Source organism: Citrobacter sp. Cu096 (genome assembly GCF_030332285.1).
GTDB lineage: Bacteria > Pseudomonadota > Gammaproteobacteria > Enterobacterales > Enterobacteriaceae > Citrobacter > Citrobacter meridianamericanus.
Genome location: NZ_JAOWID010000030.1, coordinates 205371 through 223962, shown reverse-complemented (window position 1 = coordinate 223962; position 18592 = coordinate 205371). Strand labels below are relative to the sequence as shown.

The following is an 18592-nucleotide window of genomic DNA, read 5'->3' as shown; positions in this document are numbered from 1 at the left end:
AGCCACCTTTCATTTTAACTCTTCCAGTTTGGATATCGCCTGACGCTGATTGTTAAGAAACCAGAGCTGCCACTCCATCATCTGCTGTTCGGCCACGCTTTTATTGTCAAATTGCGCCAGCCAGGCCTCATCTTCACTACTTCTGGCGTCTATCGGGACGCTGGTCAGCAGTGCTCTTATTTCAGGTAGCGGCCGTTTCAGGCGTGCTTCCGCACTGTATAGCGCCCGCCAGGCATCCTTCAGCTGTGCGAGTCGAAAACTGATGGCAGTATCAAACATCCTCTGCACCAGTTGTTGCCGCTTCAGGATCAGTCGGTAATTAAGCGCAGGCTGGTTCATCAAAATAGCCTGCTGAGCGGCACGTGGATTATCTGGCGCGAGCTGCGTGACCGGATATTTACCCGTGTTAGCATCCGCAAGGATCCGTTGTCCTTCCGGGCTTAACAGATAGCGAATAAACCGACGCGCTTCATTGCCGTGCTGGCTATTCTTAAGAACGGCAACATAGGTCGGCGACACCGCCGAGCGAGGAAAATAGGTAAAAGCCAGGTGCGGATCGTTAAGCAACAGGTTGGCATAGTTATCAATGACCGGCCCCGCAACGCCTAAACCGCTCTTAATTTTATCGGCCACGCCAAAACTGCGTGATGAAATCGTTACAAGATTACCGGCGCTGGCCAACAACGTCGCCCAGCCCTCTTCCCACCCTTTTTGCTGCAACAACGACTCAACCATCAGATGATTGGTGTCGGAACGCGACGGGCTACTCATCAGCAGCGCGTTCTGATATTTAGGCTGCGTTAAATCTCCCCAGTCGGCAGGAGGCGACAGATGCCTTGCCGCCAGCGCAGAACGATTTATCAACAGGCCAAAACCAGATATCGCCACAGCCACGGAGGTCGAACGAATCGAATCAGGCACCAGCCGCTGACTTTCCGGCAACACATTATCGAAAGGTGCCAGCTTCTGATGCTCCTGAAGATGCTGCAACAGCATGGGCGATGAGGTCAAAATCAGATCGACGTTTTCCGCATTCGCATTATCCAGCAGTTGTTCCAGCGAACTGCTGGTCCGGTTTAGCGTGCGAATCATCACTGACCCCGGCTCCGTTTGCCAGCGCTGGATAATCCAGGCCGTTGCCCCTGGGGAAAAGGTTGTCGCCATCACCAGCTCTTTACTCTGGCCCAGACAGCTCGCCGACAGTGACATAAAACAAAGCGAGATCGCCCAAAAATGCCCCCATCCTAAAAGTCTGTTTGTGATCCCGTTCATAAATACCAACATGTGCAAAAAATAATATTGAGACAAAACTTACCCGTTTATCACGACAGGGGAAGAATAAGGTTATTCTCAGAATAACCAAACAGAAAGTAACAACATGCGTAAAGATTACCCGAAAATGCAGCCTGAATTTGTTAATATCCGCACACACCGATGATAAAAACGACCATAAAAGAATGATCTTTAAAATTCATTATTAAAAAAGAGTCAAAATAAGCCATGCCGTGCATAAATTGTGTCAATAGTGACACATATCATCAACTTGAGTTTCTTTGCCGTCTATTCCACTCTTCCCAGCGAAAAACCCTGATATTCACATCAATAAAAATTTAGGTGATGATATGTTATCAATATTTAAGGCAGGGACAGCGGCAAATAAAGTCCCGGCGGAGAAAGTCCAGGAAACTTATGGCCGATACCGCATTCAGGCATTACTCAGCGTATTTCTTGGCTATCTTGCGTACTATATTGTGCGCAATAACTTTACCCTCTCGACTCCGTACCTGAAGGAACATCTGGATCTCAGCGCCACGCAGATCGGTTTACTCAGCAGCTGTATGCTGATTGCCTATGGGATCAGTAAAGGTGTTATGAGCAGTCTGGCGGACAAGGCCAGCCCGAAAGTGTTCATGGCATGCGGCCTGATACTGTGTGCTATCGTCAACGTAGGCCTGGGATTCAGTACCGGGTTCTGGATTTTTGCCGCTCTGGTCGTTTTCAACGGTTTGTTCCAGGGGATGGGCGTTGGCCCCTCATTTATTACCATCGCTAACTGGTTTCCACGTAAAGAGCGTGGACGTGTCGGCGCATTCTGGAATATCTCACACAACGTTGGCGGTGGTATTGTCGCCCCGATTGTGGGTGCTGCCTTTGCCATTTTAGGGAGTGAACACTGGCAAAGTGCCAGCTATATTGTCCCGGCCGGTGTTGCCGTACTGTTTGCTTTTATTGTGCTGATGCTGGGGAAAGGTTCACCGCGCCAGGAAGGCTTACCGGCTCTGGAACAAATGATGCCAGAAGAAAAAGTCGTATTAAATTCCCGACACGCTGACCAGGCGCCAGAAAATATGAGCGCCTTCCAGATCTTCTGTACTTATGTATTGCGGAATAAAAATGCCTGGTATGTTTCACTGGTAGACGTCTTTGTCTATATGGTGCGTTTTGGCATGATTAGCTGGCTGCCAATTTATTTATTAACCGAAAAACATTTCTCCAAAGAGCAAATGAGCATAGCGTTTCTGTTTTTCGAATGGGCGGCAATTCCTTCCACATTACTGGCGGGCTGGCTCACCGATAAACTGTTTAAAGGCCGTCGCATGCCGCTGGCTATGATTTGTATGGCGCTGATTTTTGTCTGCCTGATCGGCTACTGGAAAAGCGAGTCGCTGCTGATGGTCACAATTTTTGCCGCCATCGTGGGTTGCCTGATTTATGTTCCGCAGTTCCTCGCTTCCGTTCAGACGATGGAAATCGTGCCCAGCTTCGCAGTAGGCTCTGCGGTAGGACTACGCGGATTTATGAGTTACATTTTTGGCGCATCGCTGGGGACCAGCCTGTTTGGTGTCATGGTCGACAAAATGGGATGGCATGGTGGCTTCTATCTGCTGATGGGTGGGATTGTCTGCTGCATCCTGTTCTGCTACCTCTCTCATCGTGGCGCTCTGGAGCTCGAACAACAACGAAAAAATGCTCAGCAAGAGGAAGCATCACTGCAGTTGGCCGATGCCCGCTAATCAATTTCAGTCTCGCAAAAAAGTGCCAGCGATGCTGGCACTTCAATAAATTCAGATAAAGAATAAATATCTCAACGTGATATTTATTGCTAATCGTAACATTCAAAATTATTGCTTACCGTAACCCACCATGAAGCGAATAATCAAACCGCATGCAGGAGCAATAAAAAGAAATAATCCGGTTACCATTTCGTTACCATTGGTCAACCGCATAGTTAAAATGTAAATTAATGCCGCAAGGATGGCCATGCCGAGGAAAGCGCTGATCGACGCCGCAGCGCCCATAACCTGCCAGATATAACAACTGACGCCCAAAATGCTTAGTACAAGAAAGATCCAGAAATAGAGCATAGCGATACCTCCTGTCTGCCGTAAACTTAACGTAAGTCCTTACGCTTCCTTAACTTTATATTCTAAGACAAGTCCCATTTCTGCGCAATTTAAGCAACATCTTAGTTACAAAATCATTGACCTGCGCACTATTCAACTGTCTGAAAGATTTTTTTATCTGCATAAAAACAACGAATTATAAATAGGTTAATTTTTACGCTTAATCGCCGTAAAAACATTTACGAATCTTGAGTAATTATTTCTGGCTGACATTAATCTTCGGGTGTACATTGTGCGTCCGATCATTCATGCCCCCTCGTGGTTTTGTCCTGACTCAGTTTTACACTCTTTACAGGAACCAATGTCGTTCATGGCGGCCTAACGATCAGTATCAGAGAGTAACGCTGTAGACAAAGAATCTTCGCGATACATTTATTCCGTATCAACAACAGGTGCTTATGTTCCCCCAATGTAAATTTTCACGCGCGTTTTTGCATCCGCGCTATTGGCTCACGTGGTTTGGTGTCGGCGTGCTCTGGTTACTGGTGCAACTTCCTTATCCAATATTATGTTTTCTTGGTACTCGTACAGGAACGCTGGCGCGACCATTTTTAAAACGTCGCGAATCTATTGCCCATAAAAATCTTGAGCTCTGCTTTCCCAATCTGTCGCAGGAAGAGAGAGACAAACTGGTTGACGAAAATTTTCGCTCACTCGGCATGGCGCTTCTTGAAACGGGTATGGCCTGGTTCTGGTCAGACCGCAGGGTTCGCAAATGGTTTGATGTAGAAGGATTAGACAACCTGAAACGTGCGCAGATGCACAACCGTGGCGTGATGGTGGTCGGCGTACACTTTATGTCGCTCGAGCTGGGCGGTCGTGTTATGGGGCTTTGCCAACCGATGATGGCAACCTATCGCCCGCACAACAATAAGTTGATGGAGTGGATCCAAACCCGCGGTCGTATGCGCTCGAACAAGGCCATGATCGGCAGAAATAATCTGCGCGGTATTGTCGGAGCATTGAAAAAAGGAGAAGCCGTATGGTTTGCTCCCGATCAGGACTACGGCCGTAAAGGAAGCTCATTTGCTCCCTTCTTTGCCGTCAAAGATGTGGCAACCACCAACGGTACCTACGTGCTGTCGCGTTTGTCGGGTGCAGCGATGCTGACCGTAACCATGGTGAGAAAAGCAGATAACTCTGGTTATCGCCTGTTCATCACGCCTGAAATGGAAGGTTACCCGGCTGATGAGTGCCAGGCCGCAGCCTATATGAACAAAATTATCGAAAAAGAGATCATGCGCGCCCCCGAACAGTATCTCTGGATCCACCGTCGCTTCAAAACGCGCCCGATGGGTGAAGCCTCGTTGTATATCTGAAAAGAAAGGCCGCAAGGCCTTTCTTTTTTTCTCCAGCTGAATTACTTCACGCCCCACTTATTGTGGAGTTCAGTCATTCGTTCGTTATAGCTTCGGGCAATGCAGGCTGGCTCATTATCCTTCTCCTTCCAGCATTCGTTGCGTCCTTTGATCCAACCGCGCTGCTCTGCTTTTAACATCGGATCATTGTTCGATTTAGCCAGTGCCTGTTTAAAAATTTCGTTCAATTTCAGGTCCATTGCAGAGAGCGATGGGCTCTGGCAAATAATATCTTCCGCACTTCCCTTTTGAACAGCAGAGCAGGAGTAAGACGGACCAGCGTTGGTCGATTTTTTCGCTGGAGAATAATCAATATTGTCCTCCGGCAGGCAAACCCCGTGCTGACGATTAGGTCCAGTCCATGATACATCCGGATTTCCGTCATCGTTGCGGGAGATAGAAACGGTATTCTTACCAATTGTCGCCTCCCAATAGTTTTCATTGAAAGCCTTCACCGTCGCCTTCGCGCCATCAATCCAGACATTACCTTTACCATCACTATTCACACCACCAATACTTGCGCAGCTGAAATTGAACGCCAGCGGCGAGGCCGCCATCGACGTCAACGGCGTAAGAGCAAGTGCTAACATCATTAACCTGGTCATTTTTAACCTTTTCATTATTAAATTCCGCGAAAAATTAACCGCATTAACATCATGGCGATATGAGAATTATCCGAGTAAGCATTCCGTCGCTCAATAGCAATTTATTACCGAAAGAAATTAAACTGTCGCCGAATTACGACACTTGTAAGTTATTAAAATTAAATAAAAAAATGCCTCTTGTCTCACCTCATTTTTAGGCGTACATTAGCGCCGTCTGGAGCATTAAAGCTCAGAATTCTGAGGTGATGCAGCCAAGCAAACGAGGGGAATTCTTCATTTCGTTTATGCGTGCATCAGCTCTCTGTCAGGTAAGCATATGTTCATTCAGACGTACCTCAGGTACGCGGAGAGATGAAAAGTGAAATATTTCTTTATGGGCATTTCTTTTATGGTCATCGTTTGGGCCGGTACTTTCGCCCTGATGATCTAAATATAAAGACGCAGCAAAAAAACAGGAGCCCTCAGGCTCCTGTTTGCTTTTGGAGAAACGTGTTGTTAGTCGGTACTTTCGGTGGTCGATTTCGCACTGGCAGGCAGCAAACCATCCGCGCGAAACATTGCTTTGATGCCACGAATGGCCTGGCGAGTACGGTCGCGGTTCTCAATAAGCGCAAAACGTACATGCGTATCGCCATAGTCACCAAACCCAATCCCCGGCGAAACGCATACCTTCGCTTCATTCAGCAGTTTCTTGGCAAATTCAAGTGACCCCATCCCGGCGTATTGCTCAGGAATTTTCGCCCACACGTACATTGAGGCCTTGGGCATCTCAACCATCCAGCCCGCTTCATGCAGCCCTTTGACCAGGACATCACGACGACGTTTATATTGCTCTGCAATATCTCGCACGCACTGCTGATCGCCTTCCAGCGCGGCGATGGCCGCAACTTGCAACGGTGTAAAGGTTCCGTAATCGTGATAGCTCTTAATTCGCGCCAGCGCGTTTACCAGCGTTTTGTTACCTACCATAAATCCGATACGCCAGCCCGCCATATTGTAGCTTTTCGACAGGGTAAAAAATTCAACAGCGACATCGCGAGCACCCGGTACCTGCATAATTGAGGGTGCTTTCCAGCCGTCGTAGACGATATCGGCATAGGCCAGATCATGAACCACCAGCACGTCATAGCGTTTAGCCAGAGCCACAACTTTTTCGAAGAACTCCAGCTCGACGCACTGCGCAGTCGGGTTCGACGGGAAACCTAAGATCATCATCTTCGGTTTCGGATAGCTTTCGCGAATCGCGCGCTCCAGCTCATTAAAGAAATCGACGCCTTCGACCAGCGGCACAGATCGTACCTGCGCGCCAGCAATCACCGCGCCATAAATATGGATCGGATAGCTCGGGTTCGGGACAAGAACAGTATCGCCGTGATCCAGCGTGGCCAGCATCAGGTGCGCCAGACCTTCTTTGGAACCAATCGTCACAATTGCTTCAGATTCAGGATCAATCTCAACGTCATAGCGTTCATGATACCAGCGGGAAATCGCCCGACGCAGACGCGGTATGCCTCGCGAGGTGGAATAACCGTGCGTATCCGGGCGCTGCGCCACGGTACAGAGTTTTTCGACAATGTGAGGAGGCGTGGCCCCATCCGGGTTCCCCATGCTGAAATCGATAATATCTTCGCCGCGCCGACGCGCAGCCATCTTCAGTTCAGCAGTAATGTTAAAAACGTAAGGGGGAAGGCGATCAATACGCGTAAAGCGACGTTCAGGGCGGGTGTCAGCCATAATATCCTCAGATTAACGTTAGCGCCCGGACCGTCCGAGCGACGCTGCCACAATGGTGGCACGTTTAGAAAATAGCCTGAATAATTTCCTTCTGTCGAGAGGCAAAACAAAATATTTTTAATTGACACAAAAGAGGAACAACCAGTAAAAATGAGGAAATAACCATTTTCACACCTCGCTTAAAATTACCTTCATTTAACATTTTGTTGTTAATTACATTACTTTGAGCGCAGCGCTGACAGGACAGGTATTGTAAATACAACAATCACGCAACAATCCCCTTTTAATATTATGGTTTTTCCTCATTAGATACATGCTGCGTGGACGCTGGTCATCCTGGCCCAGGTTACCTATCATAGAGGTTTAACCCTTGCGCAAGAGTCATCCGTGCACGAAATATTCAATATGCTGCTGGCGGTATTTGACCGGGCAGCACTGATGCTGTTTTGTCTGTTTTTCCTGATTCGTATCCGCCTGTTTCGCGAACTGTTACACAAATCAGCCCACTCTCCGAAAGAGCTACTCGCTGTTACCGCGATTTTCTCAATGTTTGCCCTGTTCAGTACCTGGTCCGGCGTACCGGTTGAAGGCTCGCTGGTTAACGTGCGTATTATCGCGGTCATGTCAGGGGGAATTCTGTTTGGTCCATGGGTCGGTATCATTACGGGCCTCATCGCGGGTACTCACCGCTACCTGATCGACATCGGCGGCGTCACCGCCCTGCCCTGCTTTATCACCAGTATTCTGGCTGGCTGTATTGCAGGGTGGATCAACCGTAAGATCCCGAAAACGCAGCACTGGCGCGCGGGCATTTTAGGCGGAATGCTGTGCGAATCCCTGACGATGATCCTCGTCGTCGCCTGGGCCCCCTCTACAGCACTGGGACTGGATATTGTCTCGAAAATCGGCATCCCAATGATCCTGGGCAGCGTCTGCATTGGCTTTATCGTCATGCTGGTGCAAAGCGTGGAAGGTGAGAAAGAAGCCAGCGCCGCGAAGCAGGCCAAACTGGCGTTGGATATTGCCAACAAAACCTTACCGCTTTTTCGGCAGGTTAACAGCGAGTCGCTCCGCCAGGTGTGCGAAATTATTCGCCATGACATCCATGCGGACGCCGTCGCAATTACCAATACCCAGCACGTTCTGGCCTACGTTGGCGTGGGGGAACTTAACTACCGCGATAACGATGATTTCGTCAGTCCGACCACGCAGCAGGCGATCAATTACGGAAAAATCATCATTAAAAACAATGATGAAGCGCATCGCACGCCGGAAATACACTCCATGCTGGTTATCCCGCTTTGGGAGAAAGGTGTTGTCACCGGTACGCTAAAAATCTACTACTGTCACGCCCACCAGATAACCTCCTCGCTGCAGGAAATGGCCATCGGCCTGTCGCAAATTATCTCGACGCAGCTTGAAGTTTCCCGGGCGGAACAGCTACGCGAAATGGCAAATAAGGCAGAGCTACGCGCACTACAAAGTAAAATAAATCCCCATTTCCTGTTTAACGCCCTGAACGCGATTTCATCCTCGGTACGGCTTAACCCAGACACCGCACGCCAGCTCATTTTTAATTTGTCGCGTTATCTTCGCTACAATATCGAATTAAAAGACGATGAGCAGATCGACATCAAAAAAGAGCTGTATCAAATCAAAGATTACATCGCCATCGAACAGGCACGTTTTGGCGACAAACTCACGGTTATTTATGATATCGATGAAGAGGTAAGCTGTTATATTCCCAGCCTGCTGATTCAGCCGCTGGTAGAAAACGCTATCGTCCATGGGATTCAGCCCTGCAAAGGGAAAGGCGTGGTTACCATCAGCGTTGCAGAGTGCGGCAATCGGGTTCGTATTGCTGTGCGGGATACCGGCCACGGTATCGATCCAAAAGTGATTGAACGGGTCGAATCCAATGAAATGCCGGGCAATAAAATTGGTCTGCTGAATGTGCATCATCGCGTTAAGCTACTCTACGGTGAAGGCTTACATATCCGCCGTCTGGAACCAGGCACTGAGATTGCCTTTTATGTGCCGAATCAGCATTCGCCCGCAGCCGCACCGGCTACATTATTGCTTTAACCAGGAGTGAAGTCGTGAAAGTCATCATTGTCGAAGATGAATTCCTGGCCCAACAGGAACTGAGCTGGCTGATAAAAGAGCACAGCCAGATGGAGATTGTCGGCACATTTGACGACGGTCTGGACGTGCTGAAATATCTCCAGCACAACCGCGTGGACGCCATTTTTCTGGATATCAATATTCCCTCGCTGGATGGCGTACTGTTGGCGCAAAATATCAGTCAGTTCGCGCACAAGCCTTTTATTGTCTTTATTACCGCGTGGAAAGAGCACGCCGTCGAAGCCTTTGAACTGGAAGCCTTCGACTACATTCTGAAGCCGTATCAGGAATCACGCATCGTCGGGATGTTGCAAAAACTGCAAGCCGCCTGGCAGCAACAGCAAACGGGAACCTTGCCCGCCAGTCCGGTGGCCCGCGAGAACGACACGATCAATCTCATCAAAGATGAGCGGATCATCGTCACTCCGATCAACGACATCTACTACGCAGAAGCCCATGAAAAGATGACGTTTGTCTACACCCGACGTGAATCATACGTAATGCCGATGAACATCACCGAATTTTGCAGTAAATTGCCCGCCTCGCATTTCTTTCGCTGCCACCGCTCGTTTTGCGTGAATCTGAATAAAATCCGCGAGATTGAACCCTGGTTTAACAACACCTACATTTTGCGCTTAAAAGATCTGGAATTTGAAATCCCGGTTAGTCGGAGTAAAGTGAAAGAGTTCAGACAGTTAATGCATTTATAGCGCAGAGAAAGAGCGATGAAAGAGCCAGGCCTACCCGCAGACCAACAGTTTTTCGCCGATCTGTTCAGTGGCCTGGTATTAAACCCGCAGCGCCTGGGGCGCGTATGGTTCGCGACCCATCCCACTACGCTACCAGGTGGTAGTTTATGTATTGATCTTCCGCGCCTCGATATCGTTTTACGTGGCGAATACAGCAACCGACTGGAAAAAAAGCAATACAGTCTGCCAGAAGGCGACATGCTGTTTATCCCGGCGAAAGCGGCGAATCAGCCTGGCAGCGATAAGCCCGTAATGCTGCTGAGCCTGGTTTTTTCTCCGGCCTGGCTGGGGCTCTCATTTTACGATAACCGAACCGCATCGCTGTTGCGCCCGCTACGCCGGATTGAGTTACCGCATCCGCAACGCGGTGAAGGCGAGGCGATGCTAACTGCATTAACCCATTTAAGCCGCTCTCCTCAGGCTCAGGATATCATTCAACCGCTGGTGCTTAGCCTGCTGCATCTGTGTCGTAGCGTGGTGAATACGCGCCCTGAAACTGAGCGTCCACGCACTGAATTTCTCTATCACAGTATGTGTAATTGGGTACAGGATAACTATGCCCAACCGCTGACCCGGGAAAGTGTGGCCCAATTTTTCAATATCACTCCCAATCACCTGTCAAAAGTGTTTGCCCAGCACGGCACTATGGGATTTGTCGAGTATCTGCGGTGGGTCAGAATGGCGAAGGCACGCATCATATTACAGAAATACCATCTGTCGATTAGCGAAGTCGCACAACGGTGTGGATATCAGGACAGTGATTATTTCTGCCGCCTGTTCCGGCGTCAGTTTGGTCTGACGCCGGGTGAGTATGGCGCACGTTTTCAATCTGCACGTTGATTGAGACAGCATCAACGGGTTTAATACCCCGCAGACTTAATCAATAAAGTGAATATGCAATGAAAAACAGACGTGCACTCTCCCTGATGTGTTATCAGATGCTGGAATCAGGTACGGATCGTCGGACCGTGAAAAGAGCTCTCACCTCTCATCGTGTAAAGGGTCGCGAAGCGGTAGTGCTGCTCTGCAAACAAGAGATGACGTTGTTGAGGGCCGGGAAACTACCGTTCTCTGATTGATAATTTCCCTTTCTGACCCTCTTATCCACTCTTGCTGTCAAACTTAAAACGTCAGTTCCGCCTCCAGCAGCGCCAGAATACTGTCAGCATTTTCAGCGGCAAACAGCGACTGGCGGAACTGCTTGTTCACAAGCTTGCGCGCCAACTGTGAGAAGACCTTCACGTGATTAATGCCTTCATCGGCACCCAGCGTCAGCATGATCACCAGTTCCACGTCACCCATCTCAGACTGCCAGTCAACGGGTTGCAAAAGTCGGGCAATGCTGATGCTGGAGTGGCGGATCCACTGAGATTTTGTGTGCGGGATAGCCACGCCAAAACCGACGGCGGTGGTGACGATCTCTTCGCGCTGCCAAACATCCTCTTCCAGCTCAAACGGATATTCAGTTCGCCCATTAACGCCAAGATTGCCGCACAGAAACTGAATCACCTGCTCTTTATTGGTCAGTGGCTCACCAACGAAAATATTCTCCAGCGCCAGCAGCGGACGCACATCTTTCTGCGGTGCAAACTGGTTGAGCAGATCTTCTATCTCCTGAGCGCTACGGCGCTCACAGGCCTGCATGGCGAGTTCACGGCATGCGTGGCTGTCCAGTTGACGAAGCTGGCTTTTCACCGCCGGAATGCGTGGACTGCTCATGCTCAGCTCGTCGAGCCCTAAGCCCAGCAGCAGGGGTAAATAGCGTCCTTCCCCGCCCAGTTCCCCACAAATACCCACCCATTTACCGCGCTCGTGCGCCACGCGGATAATCTGCTGTAACATACGCAGGAACGAGGGCGTAATCGGGTTGTACAGCGGCGAAACGCGCGGGTTATTACGATCGACGGCGTACAGGTACTGGGTCATATCGTTTGAACCAATACTGAAGAAATCCACCTCATCGCAGAAATGGTCGATGATGTAACACACCGATGGCACTTCAACCATAATCCCCAGCGGAATGGTTGAGGCATGGCGTAAACCGTCGGTTTTCAGCTCAACCATCGCTTTCTGCAGTTCGTTTTTTACCCATAAAATCTGGTCGAGACTGTGTACCATCGGGATCATCAGTTGTGCATTACCGAAGGTCGCCGCACGTAAAATAGCGCGTAACTGCGTGCGAAACAGTCCAGCAAACTCCGGATAAATCCGCACCGCACGGTAGCCCAGGAACGGATTCTCTTCTTGCGGAATATTGAGATAGCGAATGTTCTTATCACCGCCAATATCCATGGTGCGAAAGATAACCGGCTTGTCGCCCGCGGCCAATAAGACCTGCTGGTAGGCTTCAAACTGTTCCTGCTCATCAGGCGCGCTGTCGCGGTCCATAAACAGCATTTCAGTCCGAAACAGACCAATCCCTTCCGCGCCATTGGCAAACGCTCCCGGCGCTTCCAACGCGGTACCAATATTCGCCGCAACGTCAATACGCTGATTATCTTTGGTCAGCGCGGATTGGGCAGCATCAAGCGCCTGGCGTCGCTGGCATTCATCAGCGAGCCTCTGCGCAATCGCGTAATAGCCGCGAACCGCCTCGTCCGGATTGATGGACATCACCCCACAACGCGCATCCAGTACTGCCTGCTGTCCTGCATAGCGGCTGATAGCCTCCAGCGGCAAGCCGCTAAGCACTGGAATAGCCGACGCACGGGCGAGGATCAGGGTATGCGAGGTGCGCCCTGTTTTCTCGAGGATCATGCCAGAAAGATGTTGCAAATCAAGGCTTAAAAACTGGCTGGGCGTCAAATCCTCAGCAACCAGAATTGTCGGTTTATTTAGCACCAGCGCATTACGCGGTCGTCTTTCAGGCCAGGTGATGTGCAGCAACTGTTCGCTGATATCACGGATATCGCTGACGCGCTCGCGCAGATAATCGCTACCGGAGGCCGACAGCCTGGCGCATACCTGCTCCATATTGACGATAATCGCCGCGCCTAGCCCCAGATGCTGCTCCAGCATTAAGCGGCGAATGTTCCCGGCAAACTCGTCGTCCTGAATCAGCGACAGATGCGCGCTAAGGATGGTTTTACTCTCACCATCGCGCTCGCGCAGCTGCTGATTGAGCTGTTCGGCTAGCGTCGCCAGACTGTGCTCAAGTCGGGTATTGTCTTCAGCACTCGCCGCTATCACGCGATAGCTTTCCAGATTATTGCTCTGCCAAAGCGTGAGCGTCCCCGCCCCCACGCCCCCTGCCAGCACAGTACCATAAAGAAGGTCTGGATTTAGGCGAATCAACGAACGCGGCAACGGATGCGCCGCCAGTTCCGCCTGCGTCGGCTGAACGCTGTCGCTGTCAATAAACCGATGCTGGAGATACTCCTCCAGCGCTCGCCGGGCCTGTTCTTCATCGCGACCAGTGATGGCCAGGCTACAGCTGTCGTTAAACAGCGTCCCGGTGCCAATCAGCGCCAGCGAACTTTTCGCATCCGCCCTCACATTCTGGCGATGGTTAATAAATATCACCTCACTTTGCCACTGGTTGCACTGCTCTTTCAGCTCCCATGCAGGGCGCGCATGCAGGCCGTTGGGTAACGGGCAAAGAAATTGAATCGTAAGCATAACAACTCCTGATTAGCGCGAAATCAGCATCTGAAATCCGTCAGATGAGCCACGGTTTCGCACGTAAGATGTGAAATAAGAGCCGATAACAATTGCTGCGTCTGAATGATGTCATGACAGTCGGCAATCGATGCAGCGCAGTGCCCATGCCGCGTGGCGGGCCCCATAACAACCGTTGGGATCCCCGTGCCGCTGACGTGCACCGCCCCGCCGTCAGTACCGCCGTTACTGAACATATCGATTTGCAGGGAAATGCCCGCGTCAGCGGCCACGCTTTCAACCCAAGCCGTCAGTTTTGGTGGCGCAATCAGCGATTTATCGCTTAACACCAGCATCGGACCTTTGCCGAGCTGCCGATGGTTGGCCGTACCATAATCAAAGTTTTTGCCCCAGCAGGCGGTATCCAACACGATCGCCACATCCGGTGCGACCGCGCGTGCTGCCGTTTGTCCGCCGCGCAATCCCACTTCTTCACTGGAACTGGCTACCAGCCAAACTTCACAAGGGAGAGTGGCGTGATGCCATTCACGCAGTAGCGCCACCAGCAAATAGCACCCAAGCCGGTCATCAAAGGCTTTGCCCATCACTCGTTGGTGCGGCAAAACCTGAAAGGTGGTGTCAAAGGTGACACGATCGCCCGGACGGACGCCGGCCTGAAGCACCTCTTCATAAGAGTGCGCGCCAATGTCCACCCGCAGCGCGCTCACATCATTGCCGCTACGCTCGCCGTCAAGCAGACCGGGGATTTTGCTCTCTTCGCGGGTGGTGATCCGCACCGGCTGCAGTTGTCTGGCCGCCATGCGCACATTTCCCACCGGTAAGACATCAATCGCCCCTTCGCTGGAAATACTGCGCACGATAAATCCCACTTCATCCATGTGCGCGCAGATCATTACCTTCGGCCCCGCTGATTCATTCAGACGGATCAGTACCGATCCCAGACCATCAAAGCGCACTTCTTTGTGCAGGCGATCCGCCTCCTCAAGCAAGATCTGTCGCACTTCCTGTTCTGAAGAAGCGATCGCATCCGCCTCGCTCAGCGCTTTCAGTAGCGATAAGTCCATTACGCCTCCCCCGTGTGTAACAATGTTTTCGCCATGGTGTAGAGCGCCTCACCGCCGTCTGGCGTCACCAGCACGACATCCTCAATACGCACACCTCCCTGCCCCGGCAGATAAATACCCGGTTCAACTGTGAGCAGCATGCCAGCCGCCAGAGGGGTCATGTCAGAGGGAGAAAAGCGCGGGTTTTCATGCACCTCAATGCCGATAGCGTGTCCGGTATTGTGGCCGAAATTATCGCCGTAGCCTGCCTGAGCAATCACCTGACGGGCAGCTTCGTCCACTTCATGACAGCGCCGACCCGGTCGAATTGCCGCCACCGCCGCACGATGTGCCGCCAGTACAATCTGATAGACGGAAAACAAAGGACTCTCTTCCGCTGGCTGGCTGGCATCTGGGATGCGAAAGGTTCGCGTCATATCCGAACAATAGCCCTGATACTGCGCACCAAAATCCAGCGTGATGAACTCACCTGCCTCGACACGCTTATCACTGGCTTTACCGTGCGGCAGTGCGCCGCGCCAGCCGCTGGCAACAATGGTGTCAAAAGAGGCTTTATCTGCGCCGAGCGTACGCATATACCACTCCAGTTCAGCGGCGATTTCACGTTCGCTGAGACCGGGTTGAATAAAGCGGCGAATATGTTCAACGCTAAGATCTGCAATTCGGCAGGCCTCGCGAATGCTGGCTATCTCCTGCGCCGTTTTTATCTGCCGAAGCACATCCGGTACGGCGCTCACCAGTCGGGCGTGCAGTTTACCCGACCACGCGCTCGCCGTTTCCCAGCTTACCTGCTCACCTTCGAACCCCACCGTCTGCAGCTTTTCGTCCGCAATGATGTGATTCACCCGCGAATACAGCGTGTGCGTTCCATCGAGTAGATGGATCTGATAGCCCTGAGTACGCGTAGCGACATCAGTGTAGTAACGGGCATCGACCAGAATATGCGCGCTTTTATGGCTGATAAACACAAACCCAGAACTGCTGGAGATCCCTATATGCGGCTGTTTATTCTGCCGAGAGGACAGCAGCATCGCGTCGAGATGTTGCGCCGTTAGCCAGTCACGCAGTGAGGCAAGTAAGCTCATGGTCACAATCCTTTTAATCAGAGGCTTTCAATCAGCAATTTGCCTTTGCGATACATCATGTTACGCAGGAACACCACCATCAATGCCGTAATCACCGCGCCTAACAGGATCCCCGCCATATAGACGCCGAGGTTAGTCACCAGCGGCCATGCCCAGATAGCCGATTCCGGGAACCACTGCACCGCCCCCAGCCAGACGGCTGTCGTCGATCCGACAATAGCACCCACCATATAGGAAGGAATTGCCGTGATGGGGCTTTCCAACGCAAACGGGATCGCCCCTTCGCTGATACCCATAAACGCGAGGAACATCGCCGTTTTTCCCTGCGGGTAGAGCTGTGCGCTGAACAAACGTTTACCGGTTAAGCGACGGTCAATAAGCGTGGCCAGCCCGAGACCAATTGGAGGGATCACAATCGCAATAGAACGCGCGGTTACCGGCAGAACGTGATCGGTGGTAAAGCTAAAAGCGACGAATCCTGCAGCCTTATTGATAGGACCGCCGAGGTCAATCGCCGTTGCTGCGGAAATCCCCATTGCATACATCAGCGTGCCTCTCTCTCCGGCCGCCGTCAGCAGAGTACGAATTCCGCCGTTGATCCAGCCGCCAAACGGCGTTATCACGTAATACATCGCCAGCATGACGAAAATGGCGGAAAGAATGGGCAGTAAAAAGGTGGTTTTGAACGCCAGCAGGAAATCAGGCAACTGGATTTTTTGGTTCATCCACTTCACCAGATACCCGGCAACAATCGAGATAATCAGCGCGCCAATAAAAGTTGACGGAACAGGAGCACTGGTTGCCCATTGCAGCGTCGCTGGGTCAAAATTCAGTACTTGCGTGGGCTGGGTGGACATCAGACCACCGATGAACCCCGCGGGAAATGCCAGCTTGCCACCGATTGAGTTGGCGACGAACGCGGCAAACATCGGGATAGCAAAGCCAAACAGCACGCCGCCAAAAGATTGCGACAGCCAGGCAAATTTCAGTAATGCGAGATTGAAACCGGTGAATTTTCCGCTGTTCAACGCATCCATGATGCCAGTGTCAGCAGGTATATCGAGCCAGCTATAGGCGATCAGCTGTGAGAAGGCGAGAATGACCCCGCCCATAATTAACGTCGGCACCATGCGTGAAATACCCGACATCACATGTTGCGGAAGTTCGCCCCAGAAGCTATTGCGGGAGGCCGGTGGATTTTTTATTGCCGCTGCGGCACCAGATGCGCCAGGCACAACGGTTGCACTGCGTTTTTTAATGGCCATACGTGATTCCCTGTCGATAATTATTGTTGTTCAGCGGCAACCATCTCTTCGATCTCTTTAATGATGCCGGCTGCATTTTTTATCGCGTCCTGTAACGTAATTTCATAGACGTCACGCGACTCAAAACGCTCGTTGTCTTCAGGGGTGACGGCGACGGAGTGAATGATTAACTTCGCCTCTGCGATATCCTGCGCCGTCAAACGGTTTTGAATTCCATCCGCGCCCTGGGTTTCAATTTTTACTTCATAACCCGCTTCAACCGCCGCTTCTTCCAGCGCCTGAGCCGCCATAAAGGTATGGGCCAGCCCCATCGGGCATGCACAAACAGCAATCAATTTTTTGCTCATATTCATTTCCTCGTAATAGTTAACGAGTGAAATTATGGTCCGGGAAAAGGAACGATCGTTACCAGAGAAATAATGCTTTTACTGTACAAATAATCCCGCAAGCAGGAAGTGTGACGAAGGTCGGAAAGGCGGGCGGCAGGCATAAAAAAGCCGCGTAAATAACGCGGCTTTGCAGGTTTTTTGCGAAGCAATTATAAAATATGTCCCAGTGCCTGGCGCAGATGTGCGCCGGAACCCAGCAGGCCCGGGTTATCATGCACAATCAGATATACTGGGATGTCCTGGACGTAGGCTTTAAAACGGCCTTTATCTTCAAAACCACCGCGGAAGCCTGAAGCCTTAAAGAAGTCGAGGAAGCGCGGGACGATACCGCCAGCGATGTATACGCCGCCAAATGTCCCCAGCGTTAACGCCAAATCGCCGCCAAAACGCCCCATGATGACGCAAAACAGTGACAGCGCCCGACGACAGTCGATACAGGAGTCAGCCAGCGCACGTTCAGTGATATCCTTCGGCTGCAGATTTTCCGGCAGCCGCCCGTCAGACTTAACGATAGCGCGATACAGATTCACCAAACCCGGTCCGGACAACACGCGTTCCGCGGAAACATGACCAATTTCGGCGCGCAGAACTTCAAGGATAATCCCTTCTTCTTCGCTGTTAGGCGCAAAATCTACATGACCGCCTTCGCCGGGCAGGCTCACCCAACGTTTATCCACGTGCACCAGATGCGCCACGCCGAGTCCGGTTCCGGCACCATAGACCGCAATCGGTTTACCTTCGACAGGTTCCGCGCCGCCAAATTGGATCAAATGCTCTTTTTTCAGCATCGGAATCGCCATCGATACAGCGGTGAAATCATTGATAATTTCCAGATGGCTGAAGCCCAGATTTTTTTTCATCTCAGCAATAGAGAATGCCCAGGTATGATTGGTCATTGCCACCCAGTCGCCGGTGATCGGACAGGCAATGGCAATGCAGCCATCTTCAACGCTGACGCTATGCTCATCCAGGTACACGCGCACCACGGCCTCAAGGCTTGGGTAATCCAGCCCGGAATAGGTTTTTGCCTGCGAAATCTCGCCGCTGGCAATATCGCACAGAGCAAGACGCGCGTTGGTGCCACCAACGTCACCTACTAAAGCATATTTTGTCATTCTTCTACTGCTCCGCTAAAGTCAAAATAAATCTTTGCCACACTGTAAATTCATGGGGGCATAACAACAACGGTCTAAAAGC

Annotated in this window: 17 protein-coding genes; 7 read left to right on the top strand and 10 right to left on the bottom strand. The window is 51.2% G+C overall.

Annotation, left to right across the window (positions count from 1 at the left end; genetic code table 11):
• Window positions 1–9: 9 nt before the first annotated feature.
• On the bottom strand, window positions 10–1209 hold the full coding sequence (gene pgtC, locus OGX99_RS15395; RefSeq protein WP_187253507.1) for a phosphoglycerate transport regulator PgtC: 1200 nt from the start codon (window positions 1207–1209) through the stop codon (window positions 10–12).
• Window positions 1210–1622: 413 nt separating this feature from the next.
• Between pgtC and pgtP the strand changes: the two genes are divergently transcribed.
• Window positions 1623–3014 carry a phosphoglycerate transporter PgtP gene (pgtP, locus tag OGX99_RS15390; RefSeq protein ID WP_187253508.1) on the top strand — a complete coding sequence of 464 codons (1392 nt, stop codon included), beginning with the start codon at window positions 1623–1625 and terminating at the stop codon, window positions 3012–3014.
• Between the two features lie 108 nt (window positions 3015–3122).
• Here the strand turns inward: pgtP and OGX99_RS15385 are convergent, their stop codons facing one another.
• Window positions 3123–3365: a DUF2545 family protein gene (locus tag OGX99_RS15385; RefSeq protein ID WP_151217556.1), complete on the bottom strand. Its 243-nt coding sequence runs from the start codon at window positions 3363–3365 to the stop codon at window positions 3123–3125.
• Between the two features lie 437 nt (window positions 3366–3802).
• On the opposite strand from OGX99_RS15385, the gene lpxP reads away from it, so the two are divergent.
• Window positions 3803–4723: a kdo(2)-lipid IV(A) palmitoleoyltransferase gene (gene lpxP / locus OGX99_RS15380; RefSeq protein WP_252837809.1), complete on the top strand. Its 921-nt coding sequence runs from the start codon at window positions 3803–3805 to the stop codon at window positions 4721–4723.
• Between the two features lie 41 nt (window positions 4724–4764).
• Here the strand turns inward: lpxP and OGX99_RS15375 are convergent, their stop codons facing one another.
• Window positions 4765–5382, bottom strand: coding sequence for a lysozyme inhibitor LprI family protein (locus OGX99_RS15375; protein ID WP_286544125.1), 618 nt, complete (start codon window positions 5380–5382; stop codon window positions 4765–4767).
• A 343-nt stretch (window positions 5383–5725) separates the two neighbouring features.
• Between OGX99_RS15375 and ypdK the strand changes: the two genes are divergently transcribed.
• Window positions 5726–5797: a membrane protein YpdK gene (gene ypdK / locus OGX99_RS15370; RefSeq protein WP_010723117.1), complete on the top strand. Its 72-nt coding sequence runs from the start codon at window positions 5726–5728 to the stop codon at window positions 5795–5797.
• A 65-nt stretch (window positions 5798–5862) separates the two neighbouring features.
• Here the strand turns inward: ypdK and alaC are convergent, their stop codons facing one another.
• Entirely contained in the window at window positions 5863–7101 is a 1239-nt protein-coding gene (alaC, locus tag OGX99_RS15365) for an alanine transaminase (RefSeq protein WP_151217560.1), read from the bottom strand.
• A gap of 387 nt (window positions 7102–7488) precedes the next feature.
• Between alaC and OGX99_RS15360 the strand changes: the two genes are divergently transcribed.
• From OGX99_RS15360 to OGX99_RS15345, 4 genes are read left to right on the top strand one after another with little or no spacing between them, the layout of a single operon-like run.
• A complete protein-coding gene (locus OGX99_RS15360; protein ID WP_187258635.1) occupies window positions 7489–9186 on the top strand; it encodes a sensor histidine kinase in 1698 nt (565 codons plus the stop codon).
• A 14-nt stretch (window positions 9187–9200) separates the two neighbouring features.
• Window positions 9201–9935 (top strand): two-component system response regulator YpdB, encoded by a 735-nt coding sequence (gene ypdB / locus OGX99_RS15355; protein ID WP_151217563.1) that lies wholly within the window; start codon window positions 9201–9203, stop codon window positions 9933–9935.
• Window positions 9936–9950: 15 nt separating this feature from the next.
• Complete coding sequence (locus OGX99_RS15350) at window positions 9951–10814, top strand: AraC family transcriptional regulator (RefSeq protein WP_151217565.1); 864 nt, start codon at window positions 9951–9953, stop codon at window positions 10812–10814.
• 59 nt (window positions 10815–10873) lie between these two features.
• Complete coding sequence (locus OGX99_RS15345; RefSeq protein WP_151217566.1) at window positions 10874–11053, top strand: hypothetical protein; 180 nt, start codon at window positions 10874–10876, stop codon at window positions 11051–11053.
• A gap of 43 nt (window positions 11054–11096) precedes the next feature.
• On the opposite strand, the gene ptsP is transcribed toward OGX99_RS15345, so the two are convergent.
• From ptsP to glk, 6 genes are all read right to left on the bottom strand, one after another.
• Window positions 11097–13592, bottom strand: coding sequence for a phosphoenolpyruvate--protein phosphotransferase (gene ptsP, locus OGX99_RS15340; protein WP_286544123.1), 2496 nt, complete (start codon window positions 13590–13592; stop codon window positions 11097–11099).
• Window positions 13593–13615: 23 nt separating this feature from the next.
• Entirely contained in the window at window positions 13616–14656 is a 1041-nt protein-coding gene (ypdE, locus tag OGX99_RS15335; RefSeq protein ID WP_151224060.1) for an aminopeptidase, read from the bottom strand.
• Window positions 14656–15741, bottom strand: coding sequence for an aminopeptidase (gene ypdF, locus OGX99_RS15330; protein ID WP_151217571.1), 1086 nt, complete (start codon window positions 15739–15741; stop codon window positions 14656–14658). Before ypdF ends, ypdE begins: the two co-directional genes overlap by 1 nt.
• 17 nt (window positions 15742–15758) lie before the next feature.
• Window positions 15759–17006, bottom strand: a complete 1248-nt coding sequence (locus OGX99_RS15325; protein WP_151217572.1) for a PTS fructose transporter subunit IIC — start codon at window positions 17004–17006, stop codon at window positions 15759–15761.
• Between the two features lie 20 nt (window positions 17007–17026).
• Entirely contained in the window at window positions 17027–17353 is a 327-nt protein-coding gene (locus OGX99_RS15320) for a PTS fructose transporter subunit IIB (protein ID WP_286544119.1), read from the bottom strand.
• A gap of 191 nt (window positions 17354–17544) precedes the next feature.
• Window positions 17545–18510 (bottom strand): glucokinase, encoded by a 966-nt coding sequence (gene glk, locus OGX99_RS15315; protein ID WP_151217573.1) that lies wholly within the window; start codon window positions 18508–18510, stop codon window positions 17545–17547.
• Window positions 18511–18592: the final 82 nt, after the last annotated feature.